This is a genomic window from Pseudogemmobacter sonorensis (assembly GCF_042762395.1).
GTDB lineage: Bacteria > Pseudomonadota > Alphaproteobacteria > Rhodobacterales > Rhodobacteraceae > Pseudogemmobacter > Pseudogemmobacter sonorensis.
Genome location: NZ_JBEFZE010000005.1, coordinates 43,856 through 58,616, shown reverse-complemented (window position 1 = coordinate 58,616; position 14,761 = coordinate 43,856). Strand labels below are relative to the sequence as shown.

General features: G+C 68.9%; 15 protein-coding genes. 7 read left to right on the top strand and 8 right to left on the bottom strand.

Annotated features, from left to right (window positions below):
- Positions 1–137: 137 nt before the first annotated feature.
- Entirely contained in the window at positions 138–620 is a 483-nt protein-coding gene (locus ABNX41_RS05630; RefSeq protein WP_438668744.1) for an NUDIX hydrolase, read from the top strand.
- 26 nt (positions 621–646) lie between these two features.
- Here the strand turns inward: ABNX41_RS05630 and ABNX41_RS05625 are convergent, their stop codons facing one another.
- The 5 genes from ABNX41_RS05625 to ABNX41_RS05605 all read right to left on the bottom strand — a co-directional run bounded on the left by ABNX41_RS05625 (position 647) and on the right by ABNX41_RS05605 (position 4,395).
- Complete coding sequence (locus ABNX41_RS05625) at positions 647–1,903, bottom strand: PP2C family protein-serine/threonine phosphatase (RefSeq protein ID WP_438668743.1); 1,257 nt, start codon at positions 1,901–1,903, stop codon at positions 647–649.
- A 184-nt stretch (positions 1,904–2,087) separates the two neighbouring features.
- Positions 2,088–2,534, bottom strand: a complete 447-nt coding sequence (locus ABNX41_RS05620) for a MarR family winged helix-turn-helix transcriptional regulator (RefSeq protein ID WP_438668742.1) — start codon at positions 2,532–2,534, stop codon at positions 2,088–2,090.
- Positions 2,531–3,361: a carbon-nitrogen hydrolase family protein gene (locus ABNX41_RS05615; protein WP_438668883.1), complete on the bottom strand. Its 831-nt coding sequence runs from the start codon at positions 3,359–3,361 to the stop codon at positions 2,531–2,533. The genes ABNX41_RS05620 and ABNX41_RS05615 overlap by 4 nt, the downstream gene beginning before the upstream one ends.
- Complete coding sequence (gene grxC, locus ABNX41_RS05610) at positions 3,361–3,630, bottom strand: glutaredoxin 3 (RefSeq protein WP_438668741.1); 270 nt, start codon at positions 3,628–3,630, stop codon at positions 3,361–3,363. Before grxC ends, ABNX41_RS05615 begins: the two co-directional genes overlap by 1 nt.
- 36 nt (positions 3,631–3,666) lie before the next feature.
- Positions 3,667–4,395 carry a double zinc ribbon domain-containing protein gene (locus ABNX41_RS05605; protein WP_438668740.1) on the bottom strand — a complete coding sequence of 243 codons (729 nt, stop codon included), beginning with the start codon at positions 4,393–4,395 and terminating at the stop codon, positions 3,667–3,669.
- Between the two features lie 24 nt (positions 4,396–4,419).
- Here ABNX41_RS05605 and ABNX41_RS05600 point away from each other — a divergent pair, with 24 nt between their 5' ends.
- Positions 4,420–5,289, top strand: coding sequence for a class I SAM-dependent methyltransferase (locus tag ABNX41_RS05600; protein ID WP_438668739.1), 870 nt, complete (start codon positions 4,420–4,422; stop codon positions 5,287–5,289).
- Between the two features lie 53 nt (positions 5,290–5,342).
- Positions 5,343–6,401: a ferrochelatase gene (gene hemH / locus ABNX41_RS05595; protein WP_438668738.1), complete on the top strand. Its 1,059-nt coding sequence runs from the start codon at positions 5,343–5,345 to the stop codon at positions 6,399–6,401.
- Positions 6,402–6,617: 216 nt separating this feature from the next.
- Here the strand turns inward: hemH and ABNX41_RS05590 are convergent, their stop codons facing one another.
- Together ABNX41_RS05590 and ABNX41_RS05585 are read right to left on the bottom strand one after the other, a co-directional pair.
- Entirely contained in the window at positions 6,618–6,794 is a 177-nt protein-coding gene (locus ABNX41_RS05590) for a hypothetical protein (RefSeq protein ID WP_438668737.1), read from the bottom strand.
- 146 nt (positions 6,795–6,940) lie between these two features.
- Positions 6,941–7,510, bottom strand: a complete 570-nt coding sequence (locus tag ABNX41_RS05585) for a L,D-transpeptidase (RefSeq protein ID WP_438668736.1) — start codon at positions 7,508–7,510, stop codon at positions 6,941–6,943.
- Positions 7,511–7,714: 204 nt separating this feature from the next.
- Here ABNX41_RS05585 and dalA point away from each other — a divergent pair, with 204 nt between their 5' ends.
- From dalA to ABNX41_RS05565, 4 genes are all read left to right on the top strand, one after another.
- On the top strand, positions 7,715–8,236 hold the full coding sequence (gene dalA, locus ABNX41_RS05580) for a divisome-associated lipoprotein DalA (protein ID WP_438668735.1): 522 nt from the start codon (positions 7,715–7,717) through the stop codon (positions 8,234–8,236).
- Positions 8,237–8,376: 140 nt separating this feature from the next.
- Positions 8,377–9,156, top strand: a complete 780-nt coding sequence (locus tag ABNX41_RS05575; protein WP_438668734.1) for a LamB/YcsF family protein — start codon at positions 8,377–8,379, stop codon at positions 9,154–9,156.
- A complete protein-coding gene (locus ABNX41_RS05570) occupies positions 9,153–10,757 on the top strand; it encodes a 5-oxoprolinase subunit B/C family protein (protein WP_438668733.1) in 1,605 nt (534 codons plus the stop codon). Before ABNX41_RS05575 ends, ABNX41_RS05570 begins: the two co-directional genes overlap by 4 nt.
- Positions 10,754–12,538: an acetyl/propionyl/methylcrotonyl-CoA carboxylase subunit alpha gene (locus tag ABNX41_RS05565; protein WP_438668732.1), complete on the top strand. Its 1,785-nt coding sequence runs from the start codon at positions 10,754–10,756 to the stop codon at positions 12,536–12,538. The genes ABNX41_RS05570 and ABNX41_RS05565 overlap by 4 nt, the downstream gene beginning before the upstream one ends.
- A gap of 11 nt (positions 12,539–12,549) precedes the next feature.
- Here the strand turns inward: ABNX41_RS05565 and ABNX41_RS05560 are convergent, their stop codons facing one another.
- Complete coding sequence (locus ABNX41_RS05560) at positions 12,550–14,484, bottom strand: potassium transporter Kup (RefSeq protein WP_438668731.1); 1,935 nt, start codon at positions 14,482–14,484, stop codon at positions 12,550–12,552.
- Between the last annotated feature and the right edge of the window lie 277 nt (positions 14,485–14,761).

Below are 14,761 nucleotides of genomic sequence, written 5' to 3'. Positions count from 1 at the left end.
TCGGGGGTTTCCTTGGTCTGCCGGGTCTGGCAAGTCATGCGGGCAATTCGCGTCTATATAGACGCTGACACTTCCCCCACCAACCCCCCCCCACCTTGCGTTTACGGGCGGGATCCAGGCATCCAGGGCGCCAGGCCATGTCGCAGCGTATCGCCACCTCGCGCCTTCCGGGCATCCGTCGCTTCGGCGAGCCGGTGAAACCGGGGCAAAGCTATCGCCGCCGCCCCGGCGTCTATGCCGTCCTGCTGGCGGGCGACCATATCCTGACGACGTTCCAGGAAGCCCCGGTCCCCGAGTTCCAGCTTCCCGGCGGCGGGATCGACCCGGGCGAGCATCCGATCAGCGCCCTGCACCGCGAGGTGATCGAGGAAACCGGCTGGAAGATCGCGCCCCGGCGCCGGATCGGCACCTTCCGCCGCTTCACCTTCATGCCGGAATACGATTTCTGGGCCGAGAAGATCTGCACCATCTACCTGGCCCGCCCGGTCATGCGACTCTCTGCCCCGACCGAAGCCGGGCACAGCGCGGTCTGGCTGCCGGTCGAGGAGGCGCTGGTGCGGCTTGGCAATGCGGGCGACCGCGCCCTGCTGGCCGAGACACTGCGCCAGACCGGCGGCTGAGGCGGGCGGCTGAGGCGGGCCGCGCATCACCCCGGGCCTCCCTTCGGGCCGAGATAGTCCAGCATGAGCGCCGAGACATCGTCGGGAAAGGCCCCGGTCCCGGCGAAATCGGTCAGGCACCAGACCAGCGCCTCCAGAAACTCGCCGCTCTCCAGCGCGGCAAGGCGCAGGATCAGGTCGGCAAGCCCGGCCTCGCCCAGATCGGCGCCCGCCCGGCCCGGACATTCGGTGATGCCGTCCGACACCAGGAACAACCTGTCGCCGGGGGCAAGCGAGAATTCGACCTCGTCGAAACCGGCCTCGGGGATCAGGCCGATGGGCAGGCCGCCCGCCCCCACCCGCTCGATCCCGCCATCGGCGCGGATCACCATCGGATGCGGATGCCCGGCCTGCGCCAGCCGCACCCGGCCGCTGTCCAGCTCGATCTCGGCATAGGCCATGGTGAAATATTGCTCGACCTGGATTTCGTCGAGCATGAGCCGGTTGAACGCCCCCGCCAGCTCGGCCGGCCCCCGCACCGTCCGTGCCCCGCCCGGCATCTGGCGAAAGGCCAGGTTCTGTTCGACCGAGCCGGAAAGATAGGCCGCAAGCCGCGCCGTCATCATCGCCGAGGCCACGCCATGGCCCGAAACATCCACCGAATAGACCGCCGCCCGGCTGTCATCCAGCCGGAACGCCCCCACGAGATCGCCGCCGACATGGCCCGAGGCCCGGATCAGCATCGACGCCCTTGCCGCGCCGAAATCGCGATGCCGGTCGCGCAGTAGGGTCTGCTGAAGCTTCCTCGCCTCGATCAGGTCGCGGTCGAGCGCGTCGTAAAGCCTGCGCTGCTCGGCCAGCGCCTCGGCGACCTGGCGGTTGCGCTCGACCAGTTGGGCCTGCATCGACAGGATGCGTTCTCCGGCGCGCAGGCGGGCGCGCAATTCTCCGGCGCTGACCGGCTTGGTGGCGAAATCATCCGCCCCCGCCTCAAGCCCGAGCGCGATCTCGGCGCGTTCGGATTTCGAGGTCAACAGGATGAAATAGCCATAGCCCTCGCGGGGCAGCGCCCTGAACCTGCGGCAGAATTCCACGCCGTTCATGCCCGGCATCATCCAGTCGGAAATCACGAGATCGACCGGCTGGGCCGCGCAGAGTTCCAGCGCCTCTTCGGCGGTGGCGGATTGGGCCACCTCATGCCCCATGCGGCGCAAGAAGACGGCCAGAAGCTGGCGCTGCGCCCGGCTGTCGTCGACGACCAGCACCCGCAGCGGCGCGGCGGGGGCAAGCCCGGCATCTGTCATTCTTCGGGCACCCTGCACCTGCACCACCTGCGTCACCACGACCCCCGCCGCAGCCCCAGACTGGCGCAGCCGGGTTAAGATTGGGTTTCGGGCCGCCGCCTCATCGCCGGCGCGGGATGCAGAGATTCCAACGCCCGGGTTTCCGCCCGGGGATAGCGCCGCGAATCGGCCGGGGGACGCGGGCCTAGTTGTCCTGTTCGAGCCGGGCGCGCAATTCGCGCAGCACCGGCAGGACGGCGCGCACCCGGTCGGCGCCAAGCGCCTCGACCACATCGGCGATCATGGGGGAAACCGCGCTGACCGCCGCATCCCGCGCCGCCCGCCCCGCCGGGCTGATCGCGACGAATTTCTGCCGCGCATCGTCCCAATCCGGGCGGATATGGATGTGACCGGCCCATTCCAGCCGCGCCAGCGTATTGGTCATCGCGCCGCGGGTGACGTGGAAGGCGCGGGCCAGTTGGGCCGGCGTGCGCTCGTCGCCCACCCGGGCAAGGTGGTTCAGCACGGAAAACTGCGACAGTTCCATCCCGCGCGGCAGGGCCTTTGAGATCCGGTTGCGCGCAAGCTGGTCAGCCATGAACAGCTCGCCGAACAGCGCGACGGCGATATCGTCGAAACGCTCGCCCGTCATGGCCCCTCGAAGGCGCGGTCGTGATCGAGGGAGGGCACCCGGCCCCGGGCGCGGTCCACGGCCTCCGGGTCGAGATCGACGAAGGTCACGCCCGGCTCGGTGCCGCCATCGGCGAGGACCTCGCCCCAGGGCGCCACGGCCAGCGAATGGCCCCAGGTGCGCCGCCCCTTGCCATGGGATTCCGCATGAAAGCCGGTCTGGGCCGGGGCCAGCACGAAGCAGCCGGTCTCGATGGCGCGGGCGCGCAACAGCACCTCCCAATGCGCGGCGCCGGTGATGTGGTTGAAGGCAGCGGGCACGGCCAGGATCCGTGCTCCGGCCTGGGCGAGGCGGCGGTAGAGATGCGCAAAGCGCAGATCGTAGCAGACCGAAAGGCCCAGCGTGCCGAAATCGGTCTCTGCCGTCACCGCCCGCGCGCCGGGCCGGTAGCCCGCGCTTTCGCGGTAGACCTCGGTCTCGGACACGTTCACGTCGAACATGTGGATCTTGTCGTAGCGCGCCCGGACCGTGCCATCCGGCCCGATCAGGAAAGAGCGGTTGGCGAAGCGCCCGTCCGCATCGCCGCTGACCAGGCCCAGCGAGCCGATCAGCAGCCAGATCCCGGCCTGTTCCGCCGCCGCCCGCAGCGCGGCCAGCGTCTCATCCCCGGCCTCGGGCCGGTAGACCGAGGCCTGGTGGCTGCGGCTTGAGGAAAGACAATTCGTCATCTCGGGCGTCAGCACGAAACGCGCGCCCCCCTCGACCGCCTGGCGCAGATGGTCCAGCGTGGCGACCAGATTGGCCGCCGGATCGTCGGTGACGTTGAGCTGGAGGAGAGCCGCCCGGATCATGCCGACAACAGCGCGTCGAGCCGCCCCTCGCGCTCGATCTCATGCAGATCGTCCGAGCCGCCGACATGGATGTCGCCGATGAAGATCTGCGGCACGGTGCGGCGGCCCTGCGCCCGCCGGGTCATGGCCGCGCGCAATTCGGGGTCGGCGCTGACGTCGATCTCGGTGAAGGCCACGCCCTTGCGCGTCAGCAGGCGCTTGGCCGCAAGGCAATAGGGGCAGAAGGGCGTGGTATAGATCTCGACGGCTCTGGTGGCGGAAGTCATGGCGCATATCCCTTGTTCGCGGCGAACTATAGGGATTTACGGCTCTTTCGCAACGCGTGCGAGGCTGAGGACCAGCACCGAGGCCGCGCCCGCGTCATGGCAGGCCTCGGTCGCGGCGGCGAAGGTCGCGCCCGAGGTCATGACATCGTCGACGATCACCACCTCCCGCCCCTTCAGCCGGGCCGCGCGCCGGGGATGCACGGTGATCGCGCCCGCCATATTTTCGAACCGGCCTTCGCGCGTGCGGCCATCCTGCGAGCCGGTGAAGCGGGGCCGCCGCAGCGCATCAACGCAATGTTCCAGCCCCGCCGCCCGCGCCAGCGCGGCCGAGACCAGCGCCGACTGGTTGTAGCGCCGCCGGATCAGCCGCCGCCAATGCAGCGGCACCGGCACCACCAGCATCTCCGGCCGCAGCAGCGGCCCCGCCGCGCGCCGCAGCCATTCGGCGGCGGGCCGCGCCAGATCCAGCCGGTCGCCATGTTTCAGCGCCAGCACCAGCTTGCGCCCGTTGTCACGGTAATGCAGCGCCGCCCGCCCCGCCTGCCAGGGCCGGTCATGGCCGAGGCAGTCGTCGCAGACCACGCCCGGCCCGGCCTCGTCCGGCTGTCCGGGCAGCGGGATCCCGCATTTGTCGCAAGTCAGGCCCGAGATGAAGGGCGTGTCGCGCCAGCAGTCGGGACAAAGACCGAATTCGCTGTCGACCAGAGCGCGGCACAGCAGGCATTGCGGCGGGTAAAGCGCGGTGATCAAGGCTTGCATATTCATCCCGCCCTCCTATGGTCGGCCGCCATGGCCGCATCCCCCGCCCCCCCCGGCACCGCGCCGAAGCTGACCGACCGCAAGGCGCTGGACGCCCGGCGCGCCCGCGCCCGGCGGATGGGCCCGGCCAATCCCGCGCTGTTCCTGCACCAGGACGCCATCGACGAGGTGCAGTGGAGACTGAGTTCGGTTAACAGAACCTTTACGTCGCTGGCGATCGTCACCGGATTTCCCGATCTGTGGCAATCCGCCTTTCCCGAGGCGCGCATCGTGCCTGACGAGACCATTCTCGACTTCGCGCCCGGGGCCCATGACGCGGTGATCCATGCCATGGCGCTGCACTGGGCCGACGATCCGGTCGGGCAGATGGTGCAGGCCCATCGCGCGCTTCGCCCCGACGGGCTTTTCCTGGCGATCTTTCCCGGCGGGCGCACGCTGCACGAATTGCGCGCCAGCCTTGCCGAGGCGGAGGCCGAGGTCTCGGGCGGCCTTTCCCCCCGCGTCCTGCCCATGGCCGAGATCCGCGAGGTCGGCGCCCTCTTGCAGCGCGCGGGCTTTGCCCTGCCGGTGGCCGACAGCGCGACGCGCGAGGTCAGCTACCGCAGCGCCCTGCACCTGATGGCCGACCTGCGCGCCATGGGCGAAACCAATGCGCTGGAGGCCCGGCTGCGCCGCCCGGTCGCGCGCGCGCTGTTCTCCCGGGCGGCGCAGATCCACGCGCAGGCCTTCCCGGCCGAGGGCGGGCGAATCCTCGCCACCTTCGAGATGCTGTGCCTGACCGGCTGGACCCCGCATGAAAGCCAGCAAAAACCCCTGCGTCCGGGATCGGCCGCCCATCGGCTGGCCAGCGCGCTGAATGCGACAGAACACCGCCTGCCCCCGGACGGGCGCAACGGTTGACCCCGGGCGCGAGTGGTTTATCTCGGTCCTGTCAGCCAGAAGGAGCGCGCGAGATGACCGACGGAGCCAAGACGTCAGACCCTGTCCCGGCCGGACATCCCGCCATCAAACCGCCAAGGATCGGAGTGCTTCTGGCCAATCTGGGCACGCCCGACGGCTATGACTACTGGTCGATGCGGCGCTATCTGAACGAGTTCCTGTCGGACAAACGGGTGATCGACTATCCGTCGTGGAAGTGGCAGCCGATCCTTCAGACCATCATCCTGACCAAGCGGCCTTTCGCCTCGGGCGCGAACTACAAGCTGATCTGGAACGAAGAGCTGGGCGAATCGCCCCTGATGACGATCACCAAGGCCCAGACCCGCGCCTTGGCCCAGACGCTGACTGAGCGCCACGGCGATGCGGTCATGGTCGATTTCTGCATGCGCTACGGCAATCCCTCGACCGAATCGAAGCTGCGCGCCATGGTCGAGGCCGGTTGCACCAAGATTCTGTTCTTCCCGCTTTACCCGCATTACGCGGGCGCGACCTCGGCCACGGCGAACGACCAGTTCTTCCGCGCGCTGATGAAGGAAAAGCGCCAACCCGCCGTGCGGACCGTGCCGGAATATTTCGCCCATCCGCTGTATATCGAGGCGCTGGCCGCTTCGGTCGAGACCGCCTATGCCGCGCTGCCGACCCGGCCCGACAAGCTGGTCGTCAGCTACCACGGCATGCCGAAACGCTATCTGGAAGAGGGCGACCCCTATCACTGCCAGTGCCAGAAAACCTCACGCCTGCTGCGCGAAAGGCTGGGCTGGCCGAAAGAGGCGCTGGACACCACCTTCCAGTCGGTCTTCGGCCCCGAGGAATGGCTCAAACCCTATACGGTCGAACATGTGGCGGAACTGGCGAAGGCGGGGATGAAGAACATCGCCGTGATCGCGCCCGCCTTCTCGGCCGATTGCATCGAGACGCTGGAAGAGATCGAGGGCGAGATCCAGGAGAGCTTCCACCACGCCGGGGGCGAGAACTTCACCTATATCCCCTGCCTCAACGACCAGCCCGCCCATATCCATGCGCTGGCGACGGTGATCGACGAGAATCTGGCCGGGTGGCTGGCGCCGCGCTGAGGCGCGGCCTTGCAGCCCAGGCCTGCCATCGCGGCGGGGGCGGATCCGTTCCAACGCTCCGGGATGGGTCGGCCGGGGCCGCAAGGCGGCAGGCCGATTCCCGCGGGCGTCAAAGGCGCGGACCCGCGTGCGAAACCCCCGCCCCGGATCCGGCTTGCGCAAAAGAAAAGGACGGCAGATCGCTCTGCCGTCCTTTCCTGAACGATAGCGTCCAGCTCAGCTCGCGGCAGCCGCGATGACGAGCAGGAGCAGCAGCGGAACGACGACGCCAGCGGACGACGACGAGGTCGACTGCTTGATCACTTCCGGCTCGATTTGCGGTTCGACGAAACCACCGGCGAAAGCCGACGAAGCGGCGACCGAAAGCGCGGCGGCGAGCGCGATTTTCTTCATAGTAACCTCCAGATATCGCATGCCATCAGTTGTTGCAGAGGTGACGGCACGCACCCAAGACTGTCCTCGTATAGCCTTCTAAAGCAGCCCGTCGGGGAAATTGCAATCCGGCTCTTTGGGGTGGGTCTGGCTTCGATGAAATGTCGTCAAATTAGCAACACTTGCGCCCCGACCCCGACCATCTCGAACAACTCTTCGACATGCTCGTTGTAAAGCCCGATGCAGCCGTTCGACGACTTGCGGCCGATCTTGCGGGTGTCATGGGTGCCATGGATGCGGTAATAGGTCCAGCTCAGATAAAGCGCCCGCGTTCCCAAGGGGTTATCTGGCGACCCGCCTTCGACCACATCGGGCCATTCCGGGTTGCGCTCCTTCATCGAAGGGGTCGGACGCCAGGTCGGATTGACCACTTTCTGCACGACTTCGGTGCGGCCCAGCCGGGTCAGGTCGTCGGAAAGCGGGACCGAGGTCGGGTAAAGCCGGTAGACCGACTGGTCCGCCGACCAATAATGCAGCGCGCGCGAGGTGATATCGACCAGGATCGCGCCCCCGCGCGTGTCGTTGAAATAGCCGCGCCAGTCCAGCATGCGAAAGCTCGACGCGTTGTTGCGCACGACATCCTGCGCCATCGCGGGCAGCGCGCCGGTCGCGGCGGCGGCGCCCAAGGCGGCGGCCCCGCCCAGAAGCGCGCGGCGGTTCAAGGCCTTCTCACTCATCCCGATGCTCCTCATGGGCTTCCCGGCTTGCAGCCCGCCGGTGTCTTTATCCACAGCCTGTCTACGCCTTTTGGCCCGCTCGCGCAAATCAAACGCCCGTAAACAGGCGCGGGCAGGACGGGATTGGTTTGCCAGAAGGCTGCGGTTTCGGTAAAGGAAAGGTCACAAAATCCGGTCATCGAGCCCATGGAACTGGAAAAAACAATGAACAGACGCGCATTCGTGCTGCTTCTTCCCGCGCTGATTCTGACAGGCTGCGTCGCGGGGGGTGATGCGGCGACCGTCCAGCTTGGCCCCGACGGCCGACCGATTCCCCGCGTCTATCGCATCACCCCCGACATCGCCGCGCAGATTCCGTTCCGCTTCCTCGATTCGATCAATACCCTTCGCGGCGCGCGCGGCCTGACGCCCCTGGCCTACAGCAGCCATCTGAACGCCGCCGCCGAGACCCATTCGCGCGACATGTCGATGCAGAACCGGCCCTGGCATTTCGGATCGGACGGTTCCTCCCCCCTCACCCGGGTGCAGCGGACCGGCTATCCCGGGCGGCTGGCGGGCGAGCTGATCTCGGAAACCTACCAGACCGAGCTTGAGACGCTTTCGGTCTGGATGCAGGCGCCCGACCAGCGTGCGGTGATCATGGATCCTGCGGCGCGCGAGCTTGGCCTGGCCTGGTATCAGGAAGAGAACGGCAAGATCTGGTGGACCATGGTCACCGGCAGCTAGGCCGCGTTCGGGCCGGGCATGGCGAACGCAAGGGGCTGGTCGGCGATTGAACAATCCCCTGCGTTTTCTATGCTGATCCGCAGATGGCCCGGCGGCATCGCGGCAAACCGGCCGGTCCGCTTCGGACCGTGGGAGCCGCCATGACCCTCAGCATCGACCTCAACAGCGATATCGGCGAAAGCTACGGCGCCTGGGTGATGGGCGACGATGCCGCCATGCTGGGGCTGGTCAGTTCTGCCAATATCGCCTGCGGCTTCCATGCCGGCGATCCGCTGACGCTGCGCCGCACCCTGGCCGAGGCCGTGCGGCGGGGCGTGGCGATCGGGGCGCATGTCTCCTACCCCGACCGGGTGGGGTTCGGGCGCCGCCCGATGGAGCTCTCCAGCGAGGAGCTGACCGCCGATGTGATCTATCAGATCGGCGCGTTGCAGGGCCTTGCGCGGGCGGCGGGCGGGTGCGTCGGCTATGTCAAGCCGCATGGCGCGCTTTACAACACCATCGCCAGCGATGCCCGCCAGGCCGATGCGGTGATCGCCGCCATTCGCGAAATCGACAATTCGCTGCCGCTGATGGGACTGGCGGGCAGCGCGGGCCTCTTGCGCGCGCAGGCGGCGGGGCTTGCGACCATGGGCGAGGCGTTCGCCGACCGCGCCTATGAGGCGGAGGGGGCGCTGGTCTCGCGTCGCGCGCCGGGGGCGGTTCTGCACGACCCGGCCCTGATCGCCCGCCGCATGGTCCGGCTGGTGCGCGAGGGCGTCGTCGAGGCCATCGACGGCACCCCCCTGCGGATCGCCGCGGGCAGCATCTGCCTGCACGGCGACAGCCCCGATGCAGTGGCGATCGCTCGCCACCTGCGCGCGGCGCTTCTGGCAGAAGGGATCGCCATCGCGGCTTTCGCCTCGCCAGGGCCCGCGCGATGAGCCTGCGGTTCCTGCCGGTCTCGCCCCGGGCGCTTCTGGTCGAACTGCCGGATCTGGAGCGCGTGCTGGCGCTGCACCAGGCGCTGACCCGCGATCCGGTGGCGGGCCTGGCCGAGACGATCCCGGCGGCGCGGACGTTGATGATCCGCACCCTGCCCGGGCATCCAGCCGACGGGGCCCTGGCCGCTGCGGTCGCGGCGCGCCTGCCCGAGGACGGCAGCGCGCGCCTCACCCCCACGGGCCCGCCGATAGAGATCCCGCTGCGCTACGATGGCGAGGATCTGCCCGGGGTCGCCGCCCTCATGGGCCTGAGCACAACCGAGGTGATCGCCGCGCATCAAGACACGGTCTGGCAGGTAGGATTTTGCGGCTTCGCGCCCGGGTTCGCCTATATGACCTGCGCGGATCCGCGTTTCGACCTGCCGCGCCACCCAAGCCCGCGCACACGGATTCCGACGGGCTCGGTCGCGCTGGCGGCGCGGTTCTGCGGCATCTATCCGCAGGACACACCCGGCGGCTGGCAGTTGATCGGGACGACGCCGGTGCCGATGTGGGACATGCGCCGCGCGCCCCCGGCGCTGCTGGCGCCGGGGATGCGGGTGCGCTTCGTCGCGCACCGGGCGGGGCTGCGCCCCTCGGCTCGCCTGCCGGAAGCCCGCCAGCCCGAACCCGCCCCGGCGCCGCAGACGCCTGCCCTGACCATCCGTGCCACCGCCTTCCCGCTGCTCTTCCAGGACGAGGGCCGCGCGGGTCAGGCCAGCCAGGGCATCTCGGGTTCGGGCGCGCTGGACCTCGGCGCGCTGCGCCGGGCCAACCGCGCGGTGGGCAACCCCTCGGGCGCGGCGGCGCTGGAGGTGACGCTGGGCCCCCTGTGGCTGCGGGCGGAACGGGCGGTGACGCTCGCGCTGAGTGGCGCGGCCGGGCGGATCGAGATCCTGGCGCCGCAAGGCCCGCTGTCGGCGCCGCCCGGACAGGCCTTCGCGCTCGATCCCGGAGAGGAGTTGCTGGTCCACCCGCCCGAGCGCGGGATGCGCAGCTATCTGGCTTTGCGCGGCGGCTTCCGGGTGGCGCGGGTGCTGGGTTCGGCGGCCCGCGACACTCTGGCGATGATCGGGCCCGATCCGCTGGGTGCGGGCGCGGGCCTTGTCGCCGGGGAACTGGCCACGCTCGCGACCTCGGATCCCGGGCCGGGACCCCTGCTGCCCCGGCCCGGGGATCTGGTCGAACTGCCGGTCACGCTCGGCCCGCGGGCGGACTGGCTGGCGCCGGATCAGATCGAGCGGTTCCTTGCCACCGAATGGCGGGTCAGCCCGCAATCGTCGCGCGTTGGCATCCGGCTTTCGGCGGACCGGCCCCTGACCCTTGCGCGGAAGGACGAACTGCCCTCGGAGGCGACCGAGGCCGGCGCGGTGCAATTGCCGCATTCCGGCCAGCCGGTGCTGTTTCTGGCTGACCATCCGCTGACCGGCGGCTATCCGGTGATCGCCACGCTTTTGCCGCGGGCGCTGGATCTCGCGGGGCAGATCCCGCCCGGCGCCCGCATCCGCTTCACCGCCGAGCGGGTTTTCGCCCCCATCCAGCCGACAGGAGGCCCGGCATGACCCTTTTCGTCCCCGATGCCGAACGGCAAGGGCCCGAACTGCGCCCGCTGCGCCGCCTTCTGATCGCCAACCGGGGCGAAATCGCGGTGCGAATCATCCGGGCCTGCCGCGACGAAGGGATCGAAAGTATCGCGATCCATGCCGACAGCGACCGCAATGCGCTGTTCACCCGCATGGCGGACGAATCCCGCGCCTTGCGGGGCGATGGCCCGGCCGAGACCTATCTGAACGCCCCCCGCATCCTTGAAATCGCCCGCGACGCCCGCGCCGATGCCATCCACCCGGGCTATGGCTTCCTGTCAGAACGCCCCGATTTCGCGGCCATGGTGCAGGAGGCGGGCCTGATCTGGATCGGCCCGGATCCGCAGGTGATCGAGGCGCTTGGCAACAAGATCGAGGCGCGCCGCATCGCGCGATCCGTCGGCGCGCCGCTGGTGCGGGGCAGCCCCGGCCCCCTTGCCTCGGGCGCCGAGGCGCTGGACTTCGCCCGCGCCCATGGCCTGCCGATCGCGATCAAGGCGGCGCATGGCGGCGGCGGGCGGGGCCTGCGGGTCGCCTGGCGGCTGGAGGAGGTCGAAGAGCTGTTCGATTCGGCCCGGCGCGAGGCGCTGGCCGCCTTCGGGCGCGGCGAATGCTATGTCGAGCAGTTCCTCGACCGCCCGCGCCATGTCGAGGCGCAGATCCTTGCCGACCGCCACGGCGGGGTGAAGGTGATCGGCACCCGCGACTGCAGCCTGCAGCGGCGCAACCAGAAACTGGTCGAGGAGGCCCCCGCCCCCTTCCTGAGCGACAACCAGCGCGACGCGATCCATCGGGCCAGCCGCGCGATCTGCGCCCAGGCTGGATATAGCGGCGCGGGCACGGTGGAATTCCTGCTGGCGGCCGATGGCAGGCTCTCGTTCCTTGAGGTCAACACCCGGCTTCAGGTCGAACATCCGGTGACCGAGGAAACCACCGGGATCGATCTTGTCCGCGCGATGATCCAGATCGCGCGCGGCGCCCGCCTGGCGGATGAGAGCCTGCCCGAACCGCGCGGCCATGCCATCGAATTCCGCATCAATGCCGAGGATCCCGCGCGCGGCTTCCTGCCCACGCCGGGGGTGATCAGCCGTTTCGATCCGCCCGCGGGCCCCGGGGTGCGACTCGACAGCGGTGTCGCGGCGGGCTCGGTCGTGCCGGGCCATTTCGACAGCCTGATGGCCAAGCTGATCGTGACCGGCGCCACCCGCGACGAGGCGATCCGCCGCGCCGCCCGCGCGCTTTCGGAGTTCCACATCGGGGGCCTGGCCTCGGTCCTGCCGTTTCACCGCACGGTGCTGGAGGCGCCGGATTTCCTTGCGCCCTCGGGCGTGTTCGGGGTCCATACCCGCTGGATCGAGACCGATTTCTCCGAAACCCTGGCCCGGGCACTTGTGCCCCATTCCCGTGTCACCGCCGCGGATCCGGCCCCGCTGATCCGGCTGGGGGTCGAGATCGACGGCAAGCGCCACGAACTCGGCCTGCCGCCCGAACTGCTGGGGGCGCGGGCCCCGGACCGCGCCGAGACGCGCCCGGCGGGGTCGCAGGATCCCGCGACCGTCGCCGCGCCGGTGGCCGGGATCCTGACGCTCTGGCAGGTCGAGGACGGGGCCGAGGTGGAGGAGGGCGAGGCGATCGCCGTCATCGAGGCGATGAAGATGGAGAGCCCTGTCACCGCCCACAGGCCGGGGCGGATCACCCGGATCGCACGGACGGGCGAGACGATTGCCTTCGGCGCAGCCCTCGCCCGGATCGGGGCCTAGGCGCCCCCGGGTCAGATGCTGATCTGCACGCCCAGTTCCACCACCCGCCCCGCCGGGATGCGGAAGTAATCCGAAGCGGCCTCGGCATTGCGCGACAGGTAGATGAAAAGCCGCGACTGCCAGACCGGCATCGCCGGTTTGGCCGCCAGCCGCAGGCTGCGCCGCGACAGGATGAAGGAGGTGGACATGATGTCGAACTTCAGCCCCTTGCGCCGCAAAAGCATCAGCGCCTTGGGCGCATCCGGCTCTTCGGTATAGCCATAGGTCAGGGTGACGCGCCGGAAACCCTCGTCCAGGGGATGCAGCTCCACCCGGTCCGCGTCGCTGATTCGCGGCAGATCGGCGGTGCGGATGGTCAGGATCAGGTTCTGCTCGTGAATGGAGCGAAAATGCTTGAGGCTGTGCAGAAGCGCGCCCGGTGCGATCTCGGGCGTCGAGGTCATGAAGACCGCGGTCCCGGCCACGGTCGCGACATCGCTTTCCTTCAACTGCGCGATGAGGGCGGTCATCGGAACCTCGCTTTCCGCCTCTTTGGCCAGTAGAAGGTTGCTGCCGCGCCGCCAGATCAGCATCACCGTCATCAGGCCGACCGCGATCACCAGCGGCACGAAGCCGCCCTCGCCCAGCTTGGTCAGGTTCGAGCCGAAGAACAGCAGGTCGATCAGCGCGAAAGGCAGCATCAGCAGCGCGGCGGCCGGGCGCGACCAGTCCCAATGGCGGTGGATGACGATCGCCGCCAGAAGCCCGGTCACCAGCATCGCCCCCGTCACCGCGATGCCATAGGCCGAGGCCAGCGCCGAGGAACTGCCAAAGCCCAGAACCAGCGCGATCACGCCCAGGCACAGCAGCTTGTTCACCAGCGGGATATAGATCTGGCCGCGATGCTCGTCCGAGGTGTGCAGGATCCGCATCCGGGGCAAAAGCCGCAGTTGCACCGCCTGCCGGGTCAATGAGAACGTCCCGGTGATCACCGCCTGGGCCGCGGTGATCGTGGCCAGGGTTGCCAGCAGGACCACCGGGGTCAGCGCCCAGGCGGGAAAGCTCAGATAGAACGGGTTGACCAGTGCGGCCGGATCGGCCAGCAGCAACGCGCCCTGCCCCATGTAGTTCAAAAGCAGCGCCGGAAAGACCAGCGCGAACCAGCCGAGCCGGATCGGCCGACGCCCGAAATGACCCATGTCGGCGTATAGCGCCTCGGCCCCGGTGACAGCCAGCACCGTCGCCCCGAAAACCGCCAGCGCCACCCCGGAATGCGCCGTCAGAAAGCCGATGGCCCGCATCGGATCGACCGCCCGAAGCACCTGCGGCTGGCCCAGTATCTGCCACAGCCCCCCGGCGGCCAGCACCAGCAGCCAGACCAGCATGATCGGCCCGAAGAACCGCGCCACCGCGCCGGTGCCGTGCTTCTGGATCGCGAAAAGCGCAAGGATGATCGCCACCGCCATCGGCACCACCCAATGCCCGGCGGCGGGCGCGATCAGCCGCACCCCCTCGACCGCCGACAGGACCGAGATCGCCGGCGCGATCAGCGCATCGCCGTAGAACAGCGCCGCGCCGCAGATCCCCAGCAGCAGCACGCCCCGATGCACCCGCCCCATCGCCCTTTGCGCCAGCGCGACCAGCGAGAGGGTGCCGCCCTCGCCCTCATTGTCGGCGCGCAGAAGGATGGTGACATATTTGGCGGTGACGACGGCGATCAGCGTCCAGATGATCAGCGAAAGCACCCCCAGCACATTGGCCTGCGGCACATGGCCGGGGGTGGCGCCGCTGGCCAGCATCGCCTCGCGGAAGGCATAGAGCGGCGAGGTGCCGATGTCGCCGAAGACCACGCCCAGGGTGCCCAGCGTCAGCCCGAACAGCGTGGTCCGCACGGGCGGAGCGGGCGGATCTCCGGGCAAGGGGACCGGCCGCTGCGGGACCGCATCCGACGGAGGCATGCTGGACATGATCGGTTGGTTCCCTGCTGTGCCCCAAGACCTCTTGCGCCGCGCCCGCAACGCGGCCTGCGAAAGACCCAATACCCCGGAACGGCCCGGCGAAGCTATCAGGAATCGACCCGGCCTGTCGGGATCCGGCGGCGCGATCGCATGCGATCCATGGCCCGAAACATATTTCATAAATAAAAACAATTTATTGAGCGAAATTTCCTGGGTCAGCGCCCATATGCGCAATCGGCTGCATAACGGGCTTGCATATACGCGGCTTTGTTGCGCTATCCCTCTG

Coding starts and splice junctions, on each gene's coding strand:
- ABNX41_RS05630 (WP_438668744.1), top strand. CDS start 138: ATGTCGCAGCGTATCGCCACCTCGCGCCTTCCGGGCATCCGTCGCTTC.
- ABNX41_RS05625 (WP_438668743.1), bottom strand. CDS start 1,903: ATGACAGATGCCGGGCTTGCCCCCGCCGCGCCGCTGCGGGTGCTGGTC.
- ABNX41_RS05620 (WP_438668742.1), bottom strand. CDS start 2,534: ATGACGGGCGAGCGTTTCGACGATATCGCCGTCGCGCTGTTCGGCGAG.
- grxC (WP_438668741.1), bottom strand. CDS start 3,630: ATGACTTCCGCCACCAGAGCCGTCGAGATCTATACCACGCCCTTCTGC.
- ABNX41_RS05605 (WP_438668740.1), bottom strand. CDS start 4,395: ATGAATATGCAAGCCTTGATCACCGCGCTTTACCCGCCGCAATGCCTG.
- ABNX41_RS05600 (WP_438668739.1), top strand. CDS start 4,420: ATGGCCGCATCCCCCGCCCCCCCCGGCACCGCGCCGAAGCTGACCGAC.
- hemH (WP_438668738.1), top strand. CDS start 5,343: ATGACCGACGGAGCCAAGACGTCAGACCCTGTCCCGGCCGGACATCCC.
- ABNX41_RS05590 (WP_438668737.1), bottom strand. CDS start 6,794: ATGAAGAAAATCGCGCTCGCCGCCGCGCTTTCGGTCGCCGCTTCGTCG.
- ABNX41_RS05585 (WP_438668736.1), bottom strand. CDS start 7,510: ATGAGTGAGAAGGCCTTGAACCGCCGCGCGCTTCTGGGCGGGGCCGCC.
- dalA (WP_438668735.1), top strand. CDS start 7,715: ATGAACAGACGCGCATTCGTGCTGCTTCTTCCCGCGCTGATTCTGACA.
- ABNX41_RS05575 (WP_438668734.1), top strand. CDS start 8,377: ATGACCCTCAGCATCGACCTCAACAGCGATATCGGCGAAAGCTACGGC.
- ABNX41_RS05570 (WP_438668733.1), top strand. CDS start 9,153: ATGAGCCTGCGGTTCCTGCCGGTCTCGCCCCGGGCGCTTCTGGTCGAA.
- ABNX41_RS05565 (WP_438668732.1), top strand. CDS start 10,754: ATGACCCTTTTCGTCCCCGATGCCGAACGGCAAGGGCCCGAACTGCGC.
- ABNX41_RS05560 (WP_438668731.1), bottom strand. CDS start 14,484: ATGTCCAGCATGCCTCCGTCGGATGCGGTCCCGCAGCGGCCGGTCCCC.